The sequence below is a fragment of the Amphritea sp. genome, assembly GCF_050300915.1.
Taxonomy (GTDB): domain Bacteria; phylum Pseudomonadota; class Gammaproteobacteria; order Pseudomonadales; family Balneatricaceae; genus Amphritea.
Map to the genome: position 1 here is coordinate 22,389 of NZ_JBNKYN010000016.1, position 14,637 is coordinate 37,025.

Genomic DNA, 14,637 nt, shown 5'->3' on the forward strand with positions numbered 1-14,637 from the left:
CGGGTCAGCTATCACTCTTATCGGAAACGCTGTTGGTGACATTACTGATAATCTGCGGCACAAACCTTTCAGAAAAACCGGCAACGAAAGACCAGAAAAGGAACTTGGCAAAGTCTTCTCCTGTACTGGGATAGGTTTGTGTAAACAGGGCGATCATGAATGAGGTATCAGGGCCTTCTTTTGCGGGCTTGGGGATGAAAAATTCCGGGAAAAGATGTCCGGAGAGGATGCCGGATAAGAAGATACAGTAAAGCACTAAGGCGAACACGCCACCGAAGATAGGCACTAATAAGATTTGAAACCAGGACTTTGTCAGCAGTGTCAGCTCCTCATCCGATACCTTCCTGATGCGCTGTTGAATACTGACAAATCCACCGATGATGCCGCAGAGAAAGCCAGCCCAGGTCATCATAAACCGTTCACTGAAATAGAAGCTGATACCAAACACTGCACTAAACGCCAGAACGGCAACCGCTGTCATAACAATCAAGCGTTTAGTCAGCGTATAAACTTTTTCAACTCTATCCATGATTGACCTCAGAGGATCATGTGCCGCGATTGGCGGGTGTTTGACCAGGCTGGAAGCTGAATGTTGCCCAAAGAAATAATGTTTATAACCAATGAATATAGTGGCTGGTTATGTTTTTTGCCATTCAGTGGCGTGATAAACAGGCCCACGTGAGCGTTTCAGCAAAGCAGAAAGCGGCAGCCATTTTTGTTCTGATGTCACTCCTTAATACTCTTTGTTGCGGTTATAACGTCACCTTTGGATAAGCCACGTTAGTGGATATACGGTTGCATCGATAAAATTTACGTGCGATCTTTCGATGATTATACCTGATTAAATAGACGTCTCTGACAGAGCTATACCGCTGAGGCACAGAGCAGAGATAGATAGTTGAGATAAACAGTTGAGACAGACAGTTGAGCTATAAAAATACAGATCTTTGTAAAGTCAGAACGATCACCACTTTTCTGTCTTTGACGAGTGATAAAGAGAGCTGGAAAGAGGTGATCGGTAAAGCCTCCCGCTTTTGTCTGCGTTTATCAAAAGAGTTTAACGATAATGGTTATATCGTTCAGTCTATTCGCATTGTGACCAATCCTTTCGGTGAATATCTGAATACCGCCAGCCTTGAGAGTGCCAGAGCTGATCTGGCATTTTTAAGTGAACTGTTGAATACATCTGATCTGTCAGGGATGCGTATCCGGTTTGCCATTGGTGAGGCTAAAACGGCAGATGAGATCTCGCTTTTACCCGGGTTGATTCAGGCGTTCGGCGATCTGTGTAATGTGTGTGTCAACGTTGGCCTCGATAAACAGGGTTTTCTGGACAATGAACTGATTCTGCACGCCGTCAAGGCGGTTGAAAGAATCAGCACTATTACTCCGCGGGGCGAAGGCAATTTCAATTTCACCGTTAATTTTAACTGCGCTCCGCTGATTCCCTATTTTCCCGCGAGTTATCATCGTAATGATTCAGGTGACCAGTTTGTTATCGGTCTTGAAACGCCAGATCTGTTGGTTGATGTGTTGCAGACCTATAACCAGACAGCGGCTGCTGAAAGCCATAATGACTTGTTTCAGGGGTATTATCTGGTGATGCGTAACGCACTTCAGCACCATATCTCCATGCTTCACAACATTATCAGTCGTGCTGAATTCGACGTGCCGTTTGCGTTTGCTGGCTTTGACAGTTCTGCCGCACCGTCTAAAAACTGTGCGAGCATGACGGCTGTCTATGAACAGATGGGGGTGGAATATTTCGGTGCAGCGGGTACTGTTGAGGCGTCAGCGTTATTAACCCGGGTATTCAAATCGATTGAGGGTGTTAATCTGGTCGGTTTTTCCGGTCTGATGCTGGCTCTGACTGAAGATACCGGCCTGGCGCAGGGCAGCATCGAGAACAAGTTTGATATCCGTTCGTTGTTAACCTATAGCGCTGTGTGCGGTATTGGCCTGGATACCGTGCCTATCCCGGGTAATACTCCAACGGATAAGATTGCCGCATTGATGAGAGATACCGGGACGATGGCTTATCGTCTGAATAAACCATTAACCGTGCGTGTGTTTCCCGTTCCAGGATTAGCCGCTGGCGATATAACGGCTTTTGAAAGTGATGATTTGTGCAACTGTGCGGTGCTGGCGGTTCCATAATCAGCGCGCCAGCGGCAGAGTAACCGCTTCGCCGTTAATGATGGTTTAGCTGAACTACCCTTCGGTCTGGTTATCCTTTAAGTCTGTATATGAACAGAGTTTGCTGTCTGAGATAGCTGAATATTCGGTTGTGGATTCTGACTGGGCCCGGTATTCTTCTGTCTGGCTTTCGGTGCGGTTACTGTCCTGGGCCATAGCGCTTGTGCCTGTGAATGCCAGCGCGCTGGCAGCAAGAAATGAAGCGATATACTTATTCATAATTTTCTCCTTATCATTAGACAACCACCGTTTTATAACGTTTAAGTGGGGAGCTGTTCAATTCACTTTACGTTACTTTACTTTAGGCTGAGGCGGCAAAGAGACGTTTATCAGATCGGTGGCGATTCACTCTGTCTCTTTACTCTTCTGTCATGCTTTAGCTAACTATAGTCACTCACGATCAATCACTGAGACAGCGGCAGTGCGCGAACGTTCATAGAACTCATCAGACCCACTGAGCTGTTAATAACCAGAGCGGTGCGGAAACATGATTTGATACTTTTTTGAGCGGATCTAATCTAAGGTGACACTGATCTCCGTTCTCAGTCTTATGGACTCAGTCAAGATCACGAGTGAGCCGATGCATCGATATTTTCAACCAGGGCTCAAGCTGGGCCCAACCTGAGGCGGGCGGCAATCCGGTCAGTGCTGTAACAATTTCAGAAGGCGAAACCATGCAGATTTTTCAATGCGGACACTGTGAGCACGTCATTCTTTTTGAGAATGTAAGATGTGAACGTTGTAAAAATGAGGTTGCCTTTGAGCCTAAGTTGCTGCGCTTTATCACCGTCACTGAGCATAATGGCAACTTAATTGAGATTAATAAGCCCCACGGCTACACCTGGAAATACTGCAAAAACAAACAGCAACAGGCGTGCAACTGGCTGGTTGACAGTGATTCTGCCAGCGGGCTGTGTATCTCCTGCGAACTGAATCGTTATATTCCCAACATCGGCACCATTGAAAATCTGGATGGCTGGCGTTCGCTGCAGTTTGCCAAACATCGGCTGGTGTATAGCTTATTGAAACATCAGCTACCGGTTGATCGTAAGCAGGCCCCTCAGGACTCGGGTATCTCGTTTGACTTTATCAATACCAAGCAGGTTGTGCCCAGGGATGCGCATACCATGACGGGCCATTCCGGTGGCAAGATTACCATTACCATGAATGAGGCTAATTCCGTCCAGCGAGAGCAGGCCCGCGTTGATATGCATGAGCATTACCGCACTCTGCTGGGACATCTGCGTCATGAGGTGGGGCACTATTACTGGGATCTGCTGATTCGGGATAATCCCAGCTGGCTGGAGCGCTATCGGGCTGAGTTTGGTGATGAACGGCAAGATTATTCCCAGGCCTTACAACGTCATTACGACAACGGCCCAGTAGCGGACTGGAATCTGCATTATGTCACTGAGTATGCTTCATCCCATCCCTGGGAGGACTGGGCCGAAACCTGGTCTCACTATCTGCATCTCACTGATATTATGGAAACAGCGGCTGCATTGAGAGTATCGGTTAATCCCGACTATGCAGATAAAAACCAGGGCTTAGCGATGACTGCCGATATCGACCCTTATGGTCAGGTCGATTTTGATCTGTTTCTCTCCAAAGCATTGGCGGTAATCTTCGCCGCCAACTGCCTGAATCGCAGCATGGGCCAGCCGGATCTTTATCCCTTTGTGTTGATGCCCCGTGTGAAAGAGAAATTGCGCTTTATTCATGAACTGCTTAAGCAGCGTATCTGAGACACTTTGCGCGATGATGGCGGCGAAACAGTCCTTAATCGCGGTTATTCAGCGCAGAAGGGGGAGTGGCAGGAAGCTGAGGGTAAAGCGTACTTTGTCAATAACAGCGATGAAGGGTATCTGAAGGTGTCTTTTTTTGGGCTTTTTTACGGTTCTTATGCGGTGTTTGATCTGGACCGCGATAACTATCAGTACTCTTTTGTTTCCGGGCCTGATTCATCCTATCTCTGGCTGTTGTCACGTACTTCGACTGTAAAACAGGAGGTCAGAGAACGATTTATCAGGCGGGCTCAGGAAAGAGGGTATCTCATTCCCACACAGGAGCGTGGGAATGAGTGATCAGCTTCAGGCGAAGACGAAGTACTTGCGCACGGTTTCAACGACTTCCCAGGTGCCTTTCATGCCTGGCTCGATAACGAATACGTCACCGCCTTTCAGGTGCTTGGGTTCTTCCCCTTCAGGGGTGATAATGCAGTAGCCTTCCAGGAAGTGGCAGAACTCCCACTTCTCGTAATTCACCTCAAATTTTCCTGGGGTGCAGATCCAGGTACCCATAATTTTGCTGCCATCAGCGGAAAGGTAGGCGTTGAGGTTTACAGTGTGCGGGTCACCGCCGATGCGTGTCCACTTGGTAGCGTCAACGACTGGAGTGGGGCAGGTTTCGCGCATTACTGTGATGAAATCGGACATGTCAGCTCCAAATGTTTTTATTAAATGAGCCGCCATTGTATTGGAGTGTGATATTCGGAGTTGTCCTGTTCCGACGTGGTTTATTCTAAAACGCCCTTATTGAGACAATAACCACAGAGAGCGCTATCTCGTTCCCACGCTCCTGCGTGGGAATGCATATCTCTCTGTTGTAAAAAATGTTTTTAGTGAAACCTGCTAGCGGATGAACACCAGGCTGCCAGCGCCGACAAACAGCCCGCCACAAAAGCGGTTGAAGCGGCGGATATTTTGCTGTTTCTTCAGTAGCGGAGCCAACCCTTTGGCGGCCAGCCCATAGCCCAGCTTGCTGATCAGATCAAGCACACACCAGCTCACAGACATAATCAGCAGTTGCGTCAGTAGAGGGCTTTCCTGGGTCATAAACTGCGGCAGGAAGGCGACGAAGAAGAGAATATCTTTGGGGTTGCTGATTCCCAGGGTAAATGCCCGCCGGAACATCACACTACGGCTACTGTTGACGGCGGTCTGAGTGCTGTTGTGGCTCTGGTCGGCATCCCGCCAGGCGCGGTAACCCAGCCAGATCAGGTAGGCGGCACCGAGATAGCGCAACAGGCTGAATAGCTGCTCTGAGGCCAGCAGCAGTGCCCCCAGACCGGTGGCTGAGGTGATCAGCAGAATCAGCGATGCACTGACTCCCCCTAGAAATGCGGGATAGCTGCGGCGGATACCAAAATTCAGGCTGTTGGCGATCATTAACAGCGACAGGGGGCCGGGGATCAGAATGACCAGCAGGGCGGCAGAACAGAATAGTAGCCAGGTTTCTAAGGACATCTTTTTCTCAAATACTCTTTTTCAAGTGTCAGGTCTAAAACAAAAATGCCCTCCCATAAGGGAAGGCTGATTAAAGGCTAACCAACATTAGGGCAGGAAGATAAATTTTGCAACGAAGATTGCTGTGAGTGCCCATACGCCGTTGGAGATACTTGCGGCTTTGCCCGTTGAGACTTTCATAAAGGTGTAGGTAACAAAGCCGACGGCGATGCCGTTGGCGATTGAGAAGGTCAGCGGCATCATAATGGTGGTCATCAGCGCTGGGGCATACTCGGTCAGATCGTCCCAGTCGATCGCGGCCAGAGAGCCCATCATCAGCATCGCCACATAGATCAGTGCACCATCCACCGCAAAGCCGGGCAGCATCTGCGCCAGGGGTAGCAGGAACAGGCCCAGCAGGAAGAGAATACCGATCACTACGGCGGTCAGACCGGTACGGCCACCGGCGGCAACACCTGCAGCGGATTCAACATAGGAGGTAACCGGAGGGCAGCCAAATGCAGTCCCGATAACCGAGGAGATCGAGTCAGCCTTAAGCGACTTATCCAGGCCCTCAATCTTGCCGTTTTCATCCTGCAGGTGAGCGCGCTGGGCAACGCCCATCAGGGTGCCTGCCGTATCGAAAATATTGACAAACAGGAAGGTGATAATCACCGGAATCAACGCGACATCGAGGGCGCCTAAAATATCCAGCTGCATAAAGACCGGTGCCAGATCACTGAAGTTAGGTATCGCGATCAGACCGTTCTCTGGCCAGGCCATAAAGCCAGATGCGGGTGCTCTGTCTGAGGTGACGCTGAAAAACTCATGGGGTAGAACCGCGGACATCAGGAAGGCGATGGCGGTGGTGATGGCGATGCCGATGATGACCGAGCCAAACACCCGGCGATAGCTGAGAAAGCTAATCAGCAGGAAGCTCAGTAGTCCCAGTGCGGGGGCTTCCGGGCCGAAGGGACCAAAGCCGAAGTGAGTCAGGTCGGCGAGTGCAACCACATTGTCAGGGTTGGGTACGATCAGGCCGGTAAAGCGCAGACCGATAAAGCCGAGAAACAGTCCGACACCAGCTGTCATCGCCAGGCGCAGGCTGAGCGGAATGCTTTCCAGCATCCATTCACGTAAACGGGTAACACTCATCAGTACAAACAGTACGCCGGAAAGGAACACCGCCCCCAGGGCGATCTGCCAGCTGTAGTTCATCTCCAGTACCACCGTGAAGGTAAAGAAGGCGTTCAGGCCCATACCCGGTGCCAGGCCGATGGGCCAGTTGGCATACAGTCCCATAAAGATGGTGGCGATGGCTGCACCAATACAGGTAGCGAGAAACAGGCCATCAAATGGCATGCCTGTTTTGGACATGATGATCGGGTTAAGAAACATAATATAGGACATAGTCACGAAGGTGGTCAGGCCTGCGATCATCTCTGTCCGGACATCGGTTTTATGTTTGCTGAGTTTGAAAAAGCGGTCTAGAAGGGTTTGGTTGTCGGGGGACGATGGCGAATCCATCGTGGCTTTATCTAGTTGTATGTTTTCCACAACTCTAACTCCTGATTCGGGTGTTACCCATTTTATTTTTCTTGAGGCTGCAGCTGGATTATCTGGCTACCGGATTGTTGTGTTTCATTCCCTGGAAATATAGCGCGTCCTGAATAAGCATTGTGTGTTATTTATACTATAATTGTATACAAAAAAGTCAACTCAAAAGTCAGGTTTTTTGTTTCTTGCTGGTTTTGGTATATGGAATGGGCCAATCAGTTTGGCACAGTGCACAACTTTAATAGCGCTGATCGGCCCGGTTTTTCGGGCGGTTTGACGTGGCGGTTTTTCTGGAAAGTTGAGCGTTAATTCAGGGCTTGCCTGCTAGGGTGCTGTGGGTATTTCTGAGATTGGTTATGTGTACAAAATTCGAGCTTTTGTGTATTATTGAATCATGTTGTTAATCAAAAAGTTATGGTTTTTTTACCATCGGCTTTTGGCCGGTAAACCGGTGTTAATGAGGCTTTATGAGTCAGATATCTGAGATTAAAAAAGGTGATACCAGGCGGGACGGTAAAAAGACCCAGGATGATATCGTCTATGCACATATTTTTGACGCGATACTCGAGCAACGTCTCTCCCCGGGAACCAAGCTGAATGAGGAATCACTGGGCGAAATCTTTGGTGTTAGTCGTACTATTATCCGTCGCGCATTGTCTCGCCTGGGGTATGAGCAGGTTGTTGTGCTCCGACCAAACCGGGGCGCTGTGGTTGCCTGTCCAACCATTGAGGAGGCACGACAGATCGTGTTCGCCCGCAGGGTGGTTGAAAAGGCGGTGACTGAGCTGGTGTGTGAGAATGCCCAGAAGAAGCAGGTAGAGCAGCTGAGGCAGATGGTGCGGGATGAAAAAGCCTGCTTTGATCGTGGTGACCGGGGGGCGGGTATTCGTCTGTCCGGTGAGTTCCATCTCTTGCTGGCCGAGATGGCTAAAAATCCGCCGCTGCTGAGCTTTCAGCGCAGTCTGGTATCGCTCTGCTCGCTGATTATTGCCCAGTATGAAAGTGGCGCTAAATCGCACTGCTCCTATGATGAGCATTTTGAACTGATCGATGCCATTGCAGACAAAGATAAACCTAAAGCGGTGAGTCTGATGATGCATCATCTGGATCATATCGAAGAGAAACTGAGCCTGGATGATGAGATTGCTACTGATGATCTGAAGGCTATCTTCTCGAATGTCCGGAATTCGAGATAATGGTTTATCTCTAAATCTCTGTGCACTCTGTGGTAAAAAATGACAGATGACTTAACTACAGAGAACACAGAGAGCACAGAGAGCACAGAGTTAAAAGCTGAACTACCATTATTAAGAGCAGGATTTAAACTCCGCTCGGCTAAACATTCAGATGTAAAAAAGGCTGATCTATGACGGATTAGCCTTTTTTTGTGGGTAAGCTGCAGGGTTTAGTTGCGGCTATGCACTTGCTCTCCCATGGCGAAGGTGTGTTTCACCATCCGGTCATCCCCCAGAGTCATCATCACAAACAGCCGTTCTTCAATCGATGTGGTCTGTGCCATGCGATAACTCAGCAGTGGTGTAGCGTGGTAGTCCAGCACCACAAAGTCAGCTTCGCTACCCGGTTCCAGGTTGCCGATCTGATGCTCCAGATGCAGCGCCCGTGCGCCTCCCAGCGTGGCGAGGTAGAACGACTTATAGGGGTGGAGCTTGACGCCTTGTAACTGCATCACCTTGTAAGCTTCATTGAGGGTTTGCAGCATCGAGAAACTGGTGCCGGCGCCGACATCGGTGCCAAGTCCCACTTTAACCTTGTGCTGCTCTGCCTGGGGCAGGTTAAACAGGCCGCTGCCGAGGAACAGGTTAGAGGTGGGGCAGAAGGCTATCGCAGAACCGGTTGTACTCAGGCGGGCGCACTCTTCATCACACAGATGCACGCCGTGGGCAAACACCGAACGCTCTCCCAGTAGCTGATGGTAATCATAGACATCCAGATAGCCATTCTGTTGTGGAAAAAGTTCCTTAACCCAGGCGATCTCGTTTTTGTTCTCTGACAGATGAGTGTGCATGTAGAGACCGTCATACTCCTTGAGTAACTGCCCGGCCAGATCCAGTTGCTCCGGCGAACTGGTCGGGGCAAAGCGTGGTGTGACGGCATAGTGCAGGCGGCCTTTACCGTGCCAGCGTTCAATCAGCACTTTGCTCTCTTCATAGCTGCTGCGCGGCGTGTCGGTGAGCGCTTCGGGGGCGTTGCGATCCATCATCACCTTACCGGCGATCATACGCAGGTTACGCTGTTCTGCCTGGCTGAAGAAGGCATCTACCGATGCGGGATGAACGGTGCCGAACACCAGCGCGGTGGTGGTGCCGTTGCGCAGCAGTTCGGTGAGGAATATGTCCGCCACCTCGTCGGCATGCTGACGATCAGAAAACTGTTGTTCAGCCGGGAAGGTGTAGTTTTCCAGCCAGTCCAGCAGCTGCTCGCCATAGGAGGCGATCATACCGGTTTGCGGGTAGTGGATATGGGTGTCGATAAACCCCGGGACGATGAGTGAATCCGGGTAGTGTTTCACTTCACAACCCTGTGGCAGCTGTGTCAGCAGCTCTGATGCTTCGCCCAGTGCGCTGATCTGACCGTTTTCAACCAGCATCAGACCATCTTCAAAATAGCGGATGCTGTTGGCTATACCGATTTCGGCGGGGTCGCCCAGGCTGTCCAGAATGGCAGCACGGTAAGCGGTTGCAGTGTTCTTTGTCATGCGGGTTCTCAGTTGTACTTTATTAATCTGTTGGTAACACGGATCAGATCGCCAGACGATCAACCACGGAGGTTGCTGTGGCGCTGGTCGATGTGGTCTTTCGCTCGGCATTAAAGTCAGCGTTATAGTGCGAGATTACTTCCCCTGCGACCGATACGGCGATCTCGGCAGGCAGTTTGCCTTTTACCGCTGCAATGCCCATGGGGCAGGTCATCCGTTCGATCTGCTCGCTGCTGAAGCCTTTTGCCTGCAGCCGGTGGATAAATTTATTGCGCTTGGTGAGTGAGCCGATCAGGCCGAAGTAGCTGAAATCATTGCGCTTCAGTATCGCTTCGCTGAGTTCCTGATCCAGCTGGTGGTTGTGGGTCATGACGATAAAGTAACTGCCAGCAGGCTGTTTATCCACCTCATCCACCGGGAACTCGTTGACCACCTTTTCTACCCCTTCCGGGATGTATTCCGGGAACTCATCTTCACGGCTATCGATCCAGCGAATTTTGCAGGGCAGGCTGGCGAGTATCGGGATCAGCGCCCGGCCAACATGACCGGCGCCGAACAGGGTGATTCTGACGCTGGCAGTGTGCATCGGTTCAAACAGCAGGGTGGTGGCGCCGCCGCAACACTGCCCCAGACTGGCGCCGAGAGAGAAGCGTTCCAGTCGGGGCTGAGTCTGCTGCTCTGCAAGCAATTGCCGGGCAATTTTGATCGCCTTATATTCCAGATGGCCACCGCCGATGGTGTCAAACTGTTGCTCCTGACTGACCACCATCTTGGCACCAGCGTTACGTGGTGTCGAGCCACGCTCCTCCACTACGGTAATGATAACCGCCGGGGTGGCATCGGCTTCAATCCGGCTTAGCGCTCTGATCCATGCAGTGTTCATAACACGTCTCCTGCAGTGTACGTTAGCGAAAGGCTCATTTTGCCCCGGCGATCTGCTGTTCGCGAACCGCCCAGAGCACCCGCTCCGGTGTTGCTGGCGCATCCAGCGCCGGGCTGCTGCGATAATCGCCAATGCTGGCGATGGCGTCTTTGATGGCACAGAACACCGAGATGCCCAGCATAAAGGGCGGTTCACCCACCGCTTTGGAGTGGAATACGGTGTCCTCTCTGTTTTTACGGTTTTCCACCAGGCGAACGCGGAAGTCGATCGGCATATCGGTGACGGCGGGGATCTTGTAACCGGCGGGGCCGGAGGTCATCAGTCGTCCCTGATCGTTCCACACCAGTTCCTCAGTTGTCACCCAGCCAGCACCCTGCACAAAGGCGCCCTCTACCTGACCAATATCGATAGCCGGGTTCAGTGAGGCACCAACATCGTGCAGGATATCAACCCGCAGGATCTTATATTCGCCGGTCAGAGTATCGATCACCACTTCACTGCAGGCAGCGCCATAGGCAAAGTAGTAGAAAGGGCGGCCTTTGGCTTTTTCCCGATCATAGAAGATCTTCGGTGTGCGGTAGAAACCGGTGCTGGAGAGTGAGATCTGATTAAAATAGGCCAGCTGAATAAAGTCAGCAAAGGGCATCAGCTGATCACGGATCAGCACATGGTTGTTACGGAACTCAACATCCTCTGCGGTCACTTTGAAATGGCTTACCGCAAACTCAATCAGCCGCTGCTTGATGGTGCGGGCCGCGTTCTGGGCCGCCTTACCGTTCAGGTCCGCGCCGGAGGAGGCGGCTGTCGGTGAGGTGTTGGGCACTTTTTCCGTGTTGGTTGAGGTGATCTGGATGGTATCAAAATCCACCTGGAACTCTTCCGCGACGATCTGCGCCACCTTGGTATTCAGCCCCTGGCCCATCTCGGTGCCACCGTGATTAAGGTGGATGCTGCCGTCGGTGTAGATATGGATCAGCGCTCCCGCCTGGTTAAGGAAGGTGGCGGTGAAGGAGATACCAAATTTGACCGGGGTCAGCGCCAGACCTTTTTTCAGGATAGGACTGCTGGCGTTGTAGGCTTTGATCTCGCGGCGGCGTTGCTGATAATCACTGCTCTGCTCAAGCTCTTCGAGCATCTCCGGCAGCACGTTGTCTTCCACTTTCTGGAAGTAGTGGGTGGTGTCGCGTCCCGCTTCGCCATAGAGGTTGTGTTTACGCACCTCCAGTGGATCTTTGCCCAGATTACGGGCGATCTCATCGAGAATAATCTCTGGCATGATCAGCCCTTGTGGGCCGCCAAAACCACGATAGGCGGTGTTCGAGGCGGTGTTGGTTTTACAACGATAGCCGGTGATAGTGGCATCACCCAGGTAGTATCCGTTATCACTGTGGAACATCGCCCGGTCAACAATGGAGTCTGACAGGTCAGGGGAGTTGCCGCAGTTGCCCGCCAGCTTCATCTCACAGCCAGTTATTCTGCCGTTGTCGTCATAACCTACTTCATACTGATTGAAGAACGGATGCCGTTTACCGGTCATCATCATATCTTCCATCCGTGGCAGGCGCATTTTGGCCGGACGCCCGGTCAGTCTGGCCACCACCGCTGCGATGCAGGCAGGCCCCGCCGCCTGCGTCTCTTTACCACCAAAACCGCCGCCCATACGGCGCATATCGATCTGCACTTTGTTAAACGGGATATCCAGTACTTCGGCTACCAGTTTCTGTACTTCGGTGGGGTTCTGGGTTGATGAGTAAACAATCATGCCGCCATCTTCGGTAGGGACAACCGAGGCTATCTGGGTTTCCAGATAGAAATGTTCCTGACCACCGATATGCACGCTGCCGGAGATACGGTGTTTTGCCGAGGCCAGTGCCGCCACCGAGTCACCCCGTTTGTGGGTGTGCGGCTCACTGACAAAGTGGTTGTTGTTCAAGGCCTGTTCGACCGAGAGCACCGGTTCCAGCTCTTCATACTCAACGATGGCTGCCATCGCCGCCATCCGCGCGGTTTCATGATTATTAGCTGCGACTGCCAGTACCGGCTGACCGAAATATTCAACCAGATCTTCAACCAGCAGCGGATCACCGGGTTTCAATGCACCGATATCCTTAATGCCAGGGATATCCTCAGCGGTGATCGCAATGGCAACGCCGGGAAAGTCGTAACAGGGGCGGGTGTCGATACGGGTGATCCGGGCATGGGCTTTGTCAGCCATCCGCGCATAGACGTGCAGTTGGTTAGGAAACTCCAGCCGGTCATCGATGTAGATCGCTTCACCGCTGACCTGTTTAGCGGCGCTCTCGTGCTTAACGCTGCGGCCAACACCGGTTTTCAAATCCTGTTGCGTCAGTGCCAGCATCTCTTCATAGCTGGCTTTTTTCTTATGATCAGACATATGCAGTTACCCGTGTTTCAACTTCTGGGGATTCGATCTCAACAAAGTAGCGGGTCAGCATGTTGCCAGCGACCTGCATGCGATACTCCTTCGAGGCGCGGAAATCTGAGATCGGACTGAAATCCTGTTGCAGTGCTGTTTTGGCCTGCTCAATGGTTGCCATCGTCCAGGGAGCGCCTGTTAAAGCCTGTTCGCAGAGGCTGGCGCGTTTGGGAATCGCCGCCATACCACCAAAGGCGATGCGGGCGGATTCGATAATGCCGTTGCTGATCTTCAGGTTAAAGCAGCCGAGTACGGCGGAGATATCGTCGTCGATCCGTTTGGAGATTTTATAACTGCGAAACTCACCGTTGTTTGCCGCCCGGGGCACAATTACCTTCTCGATAAACTCGCCGGGCTGCTGGTCGGTGACTTTGTAGTCGATAAAGTAGTCCTGCAAATCGATGGTGCGACTCTGATTGCCTTTGCGCAACACCAGTTGTGCATCCAGTGCGATCAGCACGGGGGGGGAATCGCCGATTGGGGAGGCGTTGCCGATATTGCCCCCCAGAGTTCCCTGGTTGCGGATCTGCAGTGAGGCAAAGCGGTGCAGCAGGGCACCAAAGTCGGGGTAGTCGTTATTCAGGGTGTGGTAGCAACTACTCAGGGAGGCGCTGGCGCCCAGTTCGATCTGTTCATCGGTCACGCGGATCTGTTTAAGTTCGGCGATATCACCGATATAGATCAGTGTCTCTATGGCCCGGTGAAACTGCGTGACTTCCAGCGCCAGATCGGTGCCACCGGCCAGCAGGCGGGCGGCGGGGTATTGTTCTAACAGACTGGCTAGCTCTGCAACCGTGGTTGGGTTAAAGGATCGCCTGGTGCCATCACTCAGTTCGGCTTGCTGCCGGGGTTGTATCTCCCGCAATCTGGCTATCGTTGCATCCTGCTCTGCTGTGAAGCTGTCGGGGGTGAGATCGTCATACATCTTTTCAGCGGCTTCAACAATCGGCCGGTAGCCGGTGCAACGGCAGAGGTTGCCCGCCAGCGCTTCATTGATCTGCTCCTTATCCGGGTGGGTAATATTCTTACCCAGTGCGAACATCGACATCACGATACCCGGCGTACAGAAACCACACTGGCTGCCATGGCAATCGACCATCGCCTGTTGTGCCGGGTGCAGGGCGTCTCCCTGTTTGAGGTCTTCAACGGTGATCAGTTGCTTGCCGTTCAGGGCGGCAACAAAGGTCAGGCAGGAGTTGATGCTGCGGTAACGGATTCGGTCGCCATCCAGTTCACCCAGTACCACAGTACAGGCACCGCAGTCACCTGATGCACATCCCTCTTTGGTGCCCGTCTTGCCGAGTTCGGAGCGCAGGTAGTTAAGAACCGTCATATTCGGATTAAGCTGGTGCTCAACCCGCAGCTCTTTATTGAGTAAGAAGCTGATCAAGGTGAACCTCCTTTTTATGTAATTTTGTACTGGAGTTTAGTTCGATTTTTAATCATTAAATTAAAACCTGACTCTTAAGTCAACTTATGCCTGGGTGGATTGCCGGAAAAACGATCAGTTTAGTTACTATATTTATCTGCAAAACGATCTATTTGCCAGAGATTATTCTGTTTTATTCTCTCTGATTGGATTGATTGTCTGGATACAAGATTGTTTTTATTTTGTATAACTTTA

The 14,637-nt window shown here is 51.6% G+C and carries 13 protein-coding genes; 4 read left to right on the plus strand and 9 right to left on the minus strand.

Annotated elements, in window-relative coordinates; all coding sequences use genetic code 11:
- Positions 1–4 precede the first annotated feature (4 nt).
- A complete protein-coding gene (locus ACQY8X_RS06330) occupies positions 5–529 on the minus strand; it encodes a hypothetical protein (RefSeq protein ID WP_428034303.1) in 525 nt (174 codons plus the stop codon).
- A 395-nt stretch (positions 530–924) separates the two neighbouring features.
- On the opposite strand from ACQY8X_RS06330, the gene ACQY8X_RS06335 reads away from it, so the two are divergent.
- Entirely contained in the window at positions 925–2,157 is a 1,233-nt protein-coding gene (locus ACQY8X_RS06335) for a DUF711 family protein (protein WP_428034304.1), read from the plus strand.
- Between the two features lie 54 nt (positions 2,158–2,211).
- Here the strand turns inward: ACQY8X_RS06335 and ACQY8X_RS06340 are convergent, their stop codons facing one another.
- On the minus strand, positions 2,212–2,415 hold the full coding sequence (locus tag ACQY8X_RS06340; protein WP_428034305.1) for a hypothetical protein: 204 nt from the start codon (positions 2,413–2,415) through the stop codon (positions 2,212–2,214).
- A 455-nt stretch (positions 2,416–2,870) separates the two neighbouring features.
- Here ACQY8X_RS06340 and ACQY8X_RS06345 point away from each other — a divergent pair, with 455 nt between their 5' ends.
- Both ACQY8X_RS06345 and ACQY8X_RS06350 read left to right on the plus strand, forming a co-directional pair.
- The gene (locus tag ACQY8X_RS06345; RefSeq protein ID WP_428034306.1) at positions 2,871–3,941 is read left to right on the plus strand and encodes a zinc-binding metallopeptidase family protein; all 1,071 of its coding nucleotides are present in this window, start codon (positions 2,871–2,873) and stop codon (positions 3,939–3,941) included.
- A 6-nt stretch (positions 3,942–3,947) separates the two neighbouring features.
- Positions 3,948–4,280, plus strand: coding sequence for a lipocalin family protein (locus ACQY8X_RS06350; protein WP_428034307.1), 333 nt, complete (start codon positions 3,948–3,950; stop codon positions 4,278–4,280).
- 6 nt (positions 4,281–4,286) lie between these two features.
- Here ACQY8X_RS06350 and ACQY8X_RS06355 read toward each other — a convergent pair whose 3' ends face one another.
- From ACQY8X_RS06355 to ACQY8X_RS06365, 3 genes are all read right to left on the minus strand, one after another.
- Positions 4,287–4,631: a cupin domain-containing protein gene (locus ACQY8X_RS06355; protein ID WP_428034308.1), complete on the minus strand. Its 345-nt coding sequence runs from the start codon at positions 4,629–4,631 to the stop codon at positions 4,287–4,289.
- Positions 4,632–4,826: 195 nt separating this feature from the next.
- Entirely contained in the window at positions 4,827–5,441 is a 615-nt protein-coding gene (locus ACQY8X_RS06360) for a LysE family translocator (RefSeq protein ID WP_428034309.1), read from the minus strand.
- An 87-nt stretch (positions 5,442–5,528) separates the two neighbouring features.
- Positions 5,529–6,947 carry an NCS2 family permease gene (locus ACQY8X_RS06365; protein ID WP_428034339.1) on the minus strand — a complete coding sequence of 473 codons (1,419 nt, stop codon included), beginning with the start codon at positions 6,945–6,947 and terminating at the stop codon, positions 5,529–5,531.
- A 497-nt stretch (positions 6,948–7,444) separates the two neighbouring features.
- Here ACQY8X_RS06365 and ACQY8X_RS06370 point away from each other — a divergent pair, with 497 nt between their 5' ends.
- Positions 7,445–8,173 carry a GntR family transcriptional regulator gene (locus tag ACQY8X_RS06370; RefSeq protein ID WP_428034310.1) on the plus strand — a complete coding sequence of 243 codons (729 nt, stop codon included), beginning with the start codon at positions 7,445–7,447 and terminating at the stop codon, positions 8,171–8,173.
- 209 nt (positions 8,174–8,382) lie between these two features.
- On the opposite strand, the gene guaD is transcribed toward ACQY8X_RS06370, so the two are convergent.
- From guaD to xdhA, 4 genes are read right to left on the minus strand one after another with little or no spacing between them, the layout of a single operon-like run.
- A complete protein-coding gene (gene guaD, locus ACQY8X_RS06375) occupies positions 8,383–9,693 on the minus strand; it encodes a guanine deaminase (RefSeq protein WP_428034311.1) in 1,311 nt (436 codons plus the stop codon).
- Positions 9,694–9,736: 43 nt separating this feature from the next.
- Positions 9,737–10,576, minus strand: coding sequence for a xanthine dehydrogenase accessory protein XdhC (gene xdhC, locus ACQY8X_RS06380; protein ID WP_428034312.1), 840 nt, complete (start codon positions 10,574–10,576; stop codon positions 9,737–9,739).
- Positions 10,577–10,610: 34 nt separating this feature from the next.
- On the minus strand, positions 10,611–12,971 hold the full coding sequence (gene xdhB / locus ACQY8X_RS06385; protein ID WP_428034313.1) for a xanthine dehydrogenase molybdopterin binding subunit: 2,361 nt from the start codon (positions 12,969–12,971) through the stop codon (positions 10,611–10,613).
- Positions 12,964–14,403 (minus strand): xanthine dehydrogenase small subunit, encoded by a 1,440-nt coding sequence (xdhA, locus tag ACQY8X_RS06390; protein WP_428034314.1) that lies wholly within the window; start codon positions 14,401–14,403, stop codon positions 12,964–12,966. The genes xdhB and xdhA overlap by 8 nt, the downstream gene beginning before the upstream one ends.
- Positions 14,404–14,637 lie beyond the last annotated feature (234 nt).

Bases quoted from the DNA above. Each gene is read 5' to 3' on its own strand.
- ACQY8X_RS06330 (WP_428034303.1), bottom strand. From the start codon at position 529: ATGGATAGAGTTGAAAAAGTTTATACGCTGACTAAACGCTTGATTGTT.
- ACQY8X_RS06340 (WP_428034305.1), bottom strand. From the start codon at position 2,415: ATGAATAAGTATATCGCTTCATTTCTTGCTGCCAGCGCGCTGGCATTC.
- ACQY8X_RS06345 (WP_428034306.1), top strand. From the start codon at position 2,871: ATGCAGATTTTTCAATGCGGACACTGTGAGCACGTCATTCTTTTTGAG.
- ACQY8X_RS06355 (WP_428034308.1), bottom strand. From the start codon at position 4,631: ATGTCCGATTTCATCACAGTAATGCGCGAAACCTGCCCCACTCCAGTC.
- ACQY8X_RS06360 (WP_428034309.1), bottom strand. From the start codon at position 5,441: ATGTCCTTAGAAACCTGGCTACTATTCTGTTCTGCCGCCCTGCTGGTC.
- ACQY8X_RS06365 (WP_428034339.1), bottom strand. From the start codon at position 6,947: ATGGATTCGCCATCGTCCCCCGACAACCAAACCCTTCTAGACCGCTTT.
- ACQY8X_RS06370 (WP_428034310.1), top strand. From the start codon at position 7,445: ATGAGTCAGATATCTGAGATTAAAAAAGGTGATACCAGGCGGGACGGT.
- guaD (WP_428034311.1), bottom strand. From the start codon at position 9,693: ATGACAAAGAACACTGCAACCGCTTACCGTGCTGCCATTCTGGACAGC.
- xdhC (WP_428034312.1), bottom strand. From the start codon at position 10,576: ATGAACACTGCATGGATCAGAGCGCTAAGCCGGATTGAAGCCGATGCC.
- xdhB (WP_428034313.1), bottom strand. From the start codon at position 12,971: ATGTCTGATCATAAGAAAAAAGCCAGCTATGAAGAGATGCTGGCACTG.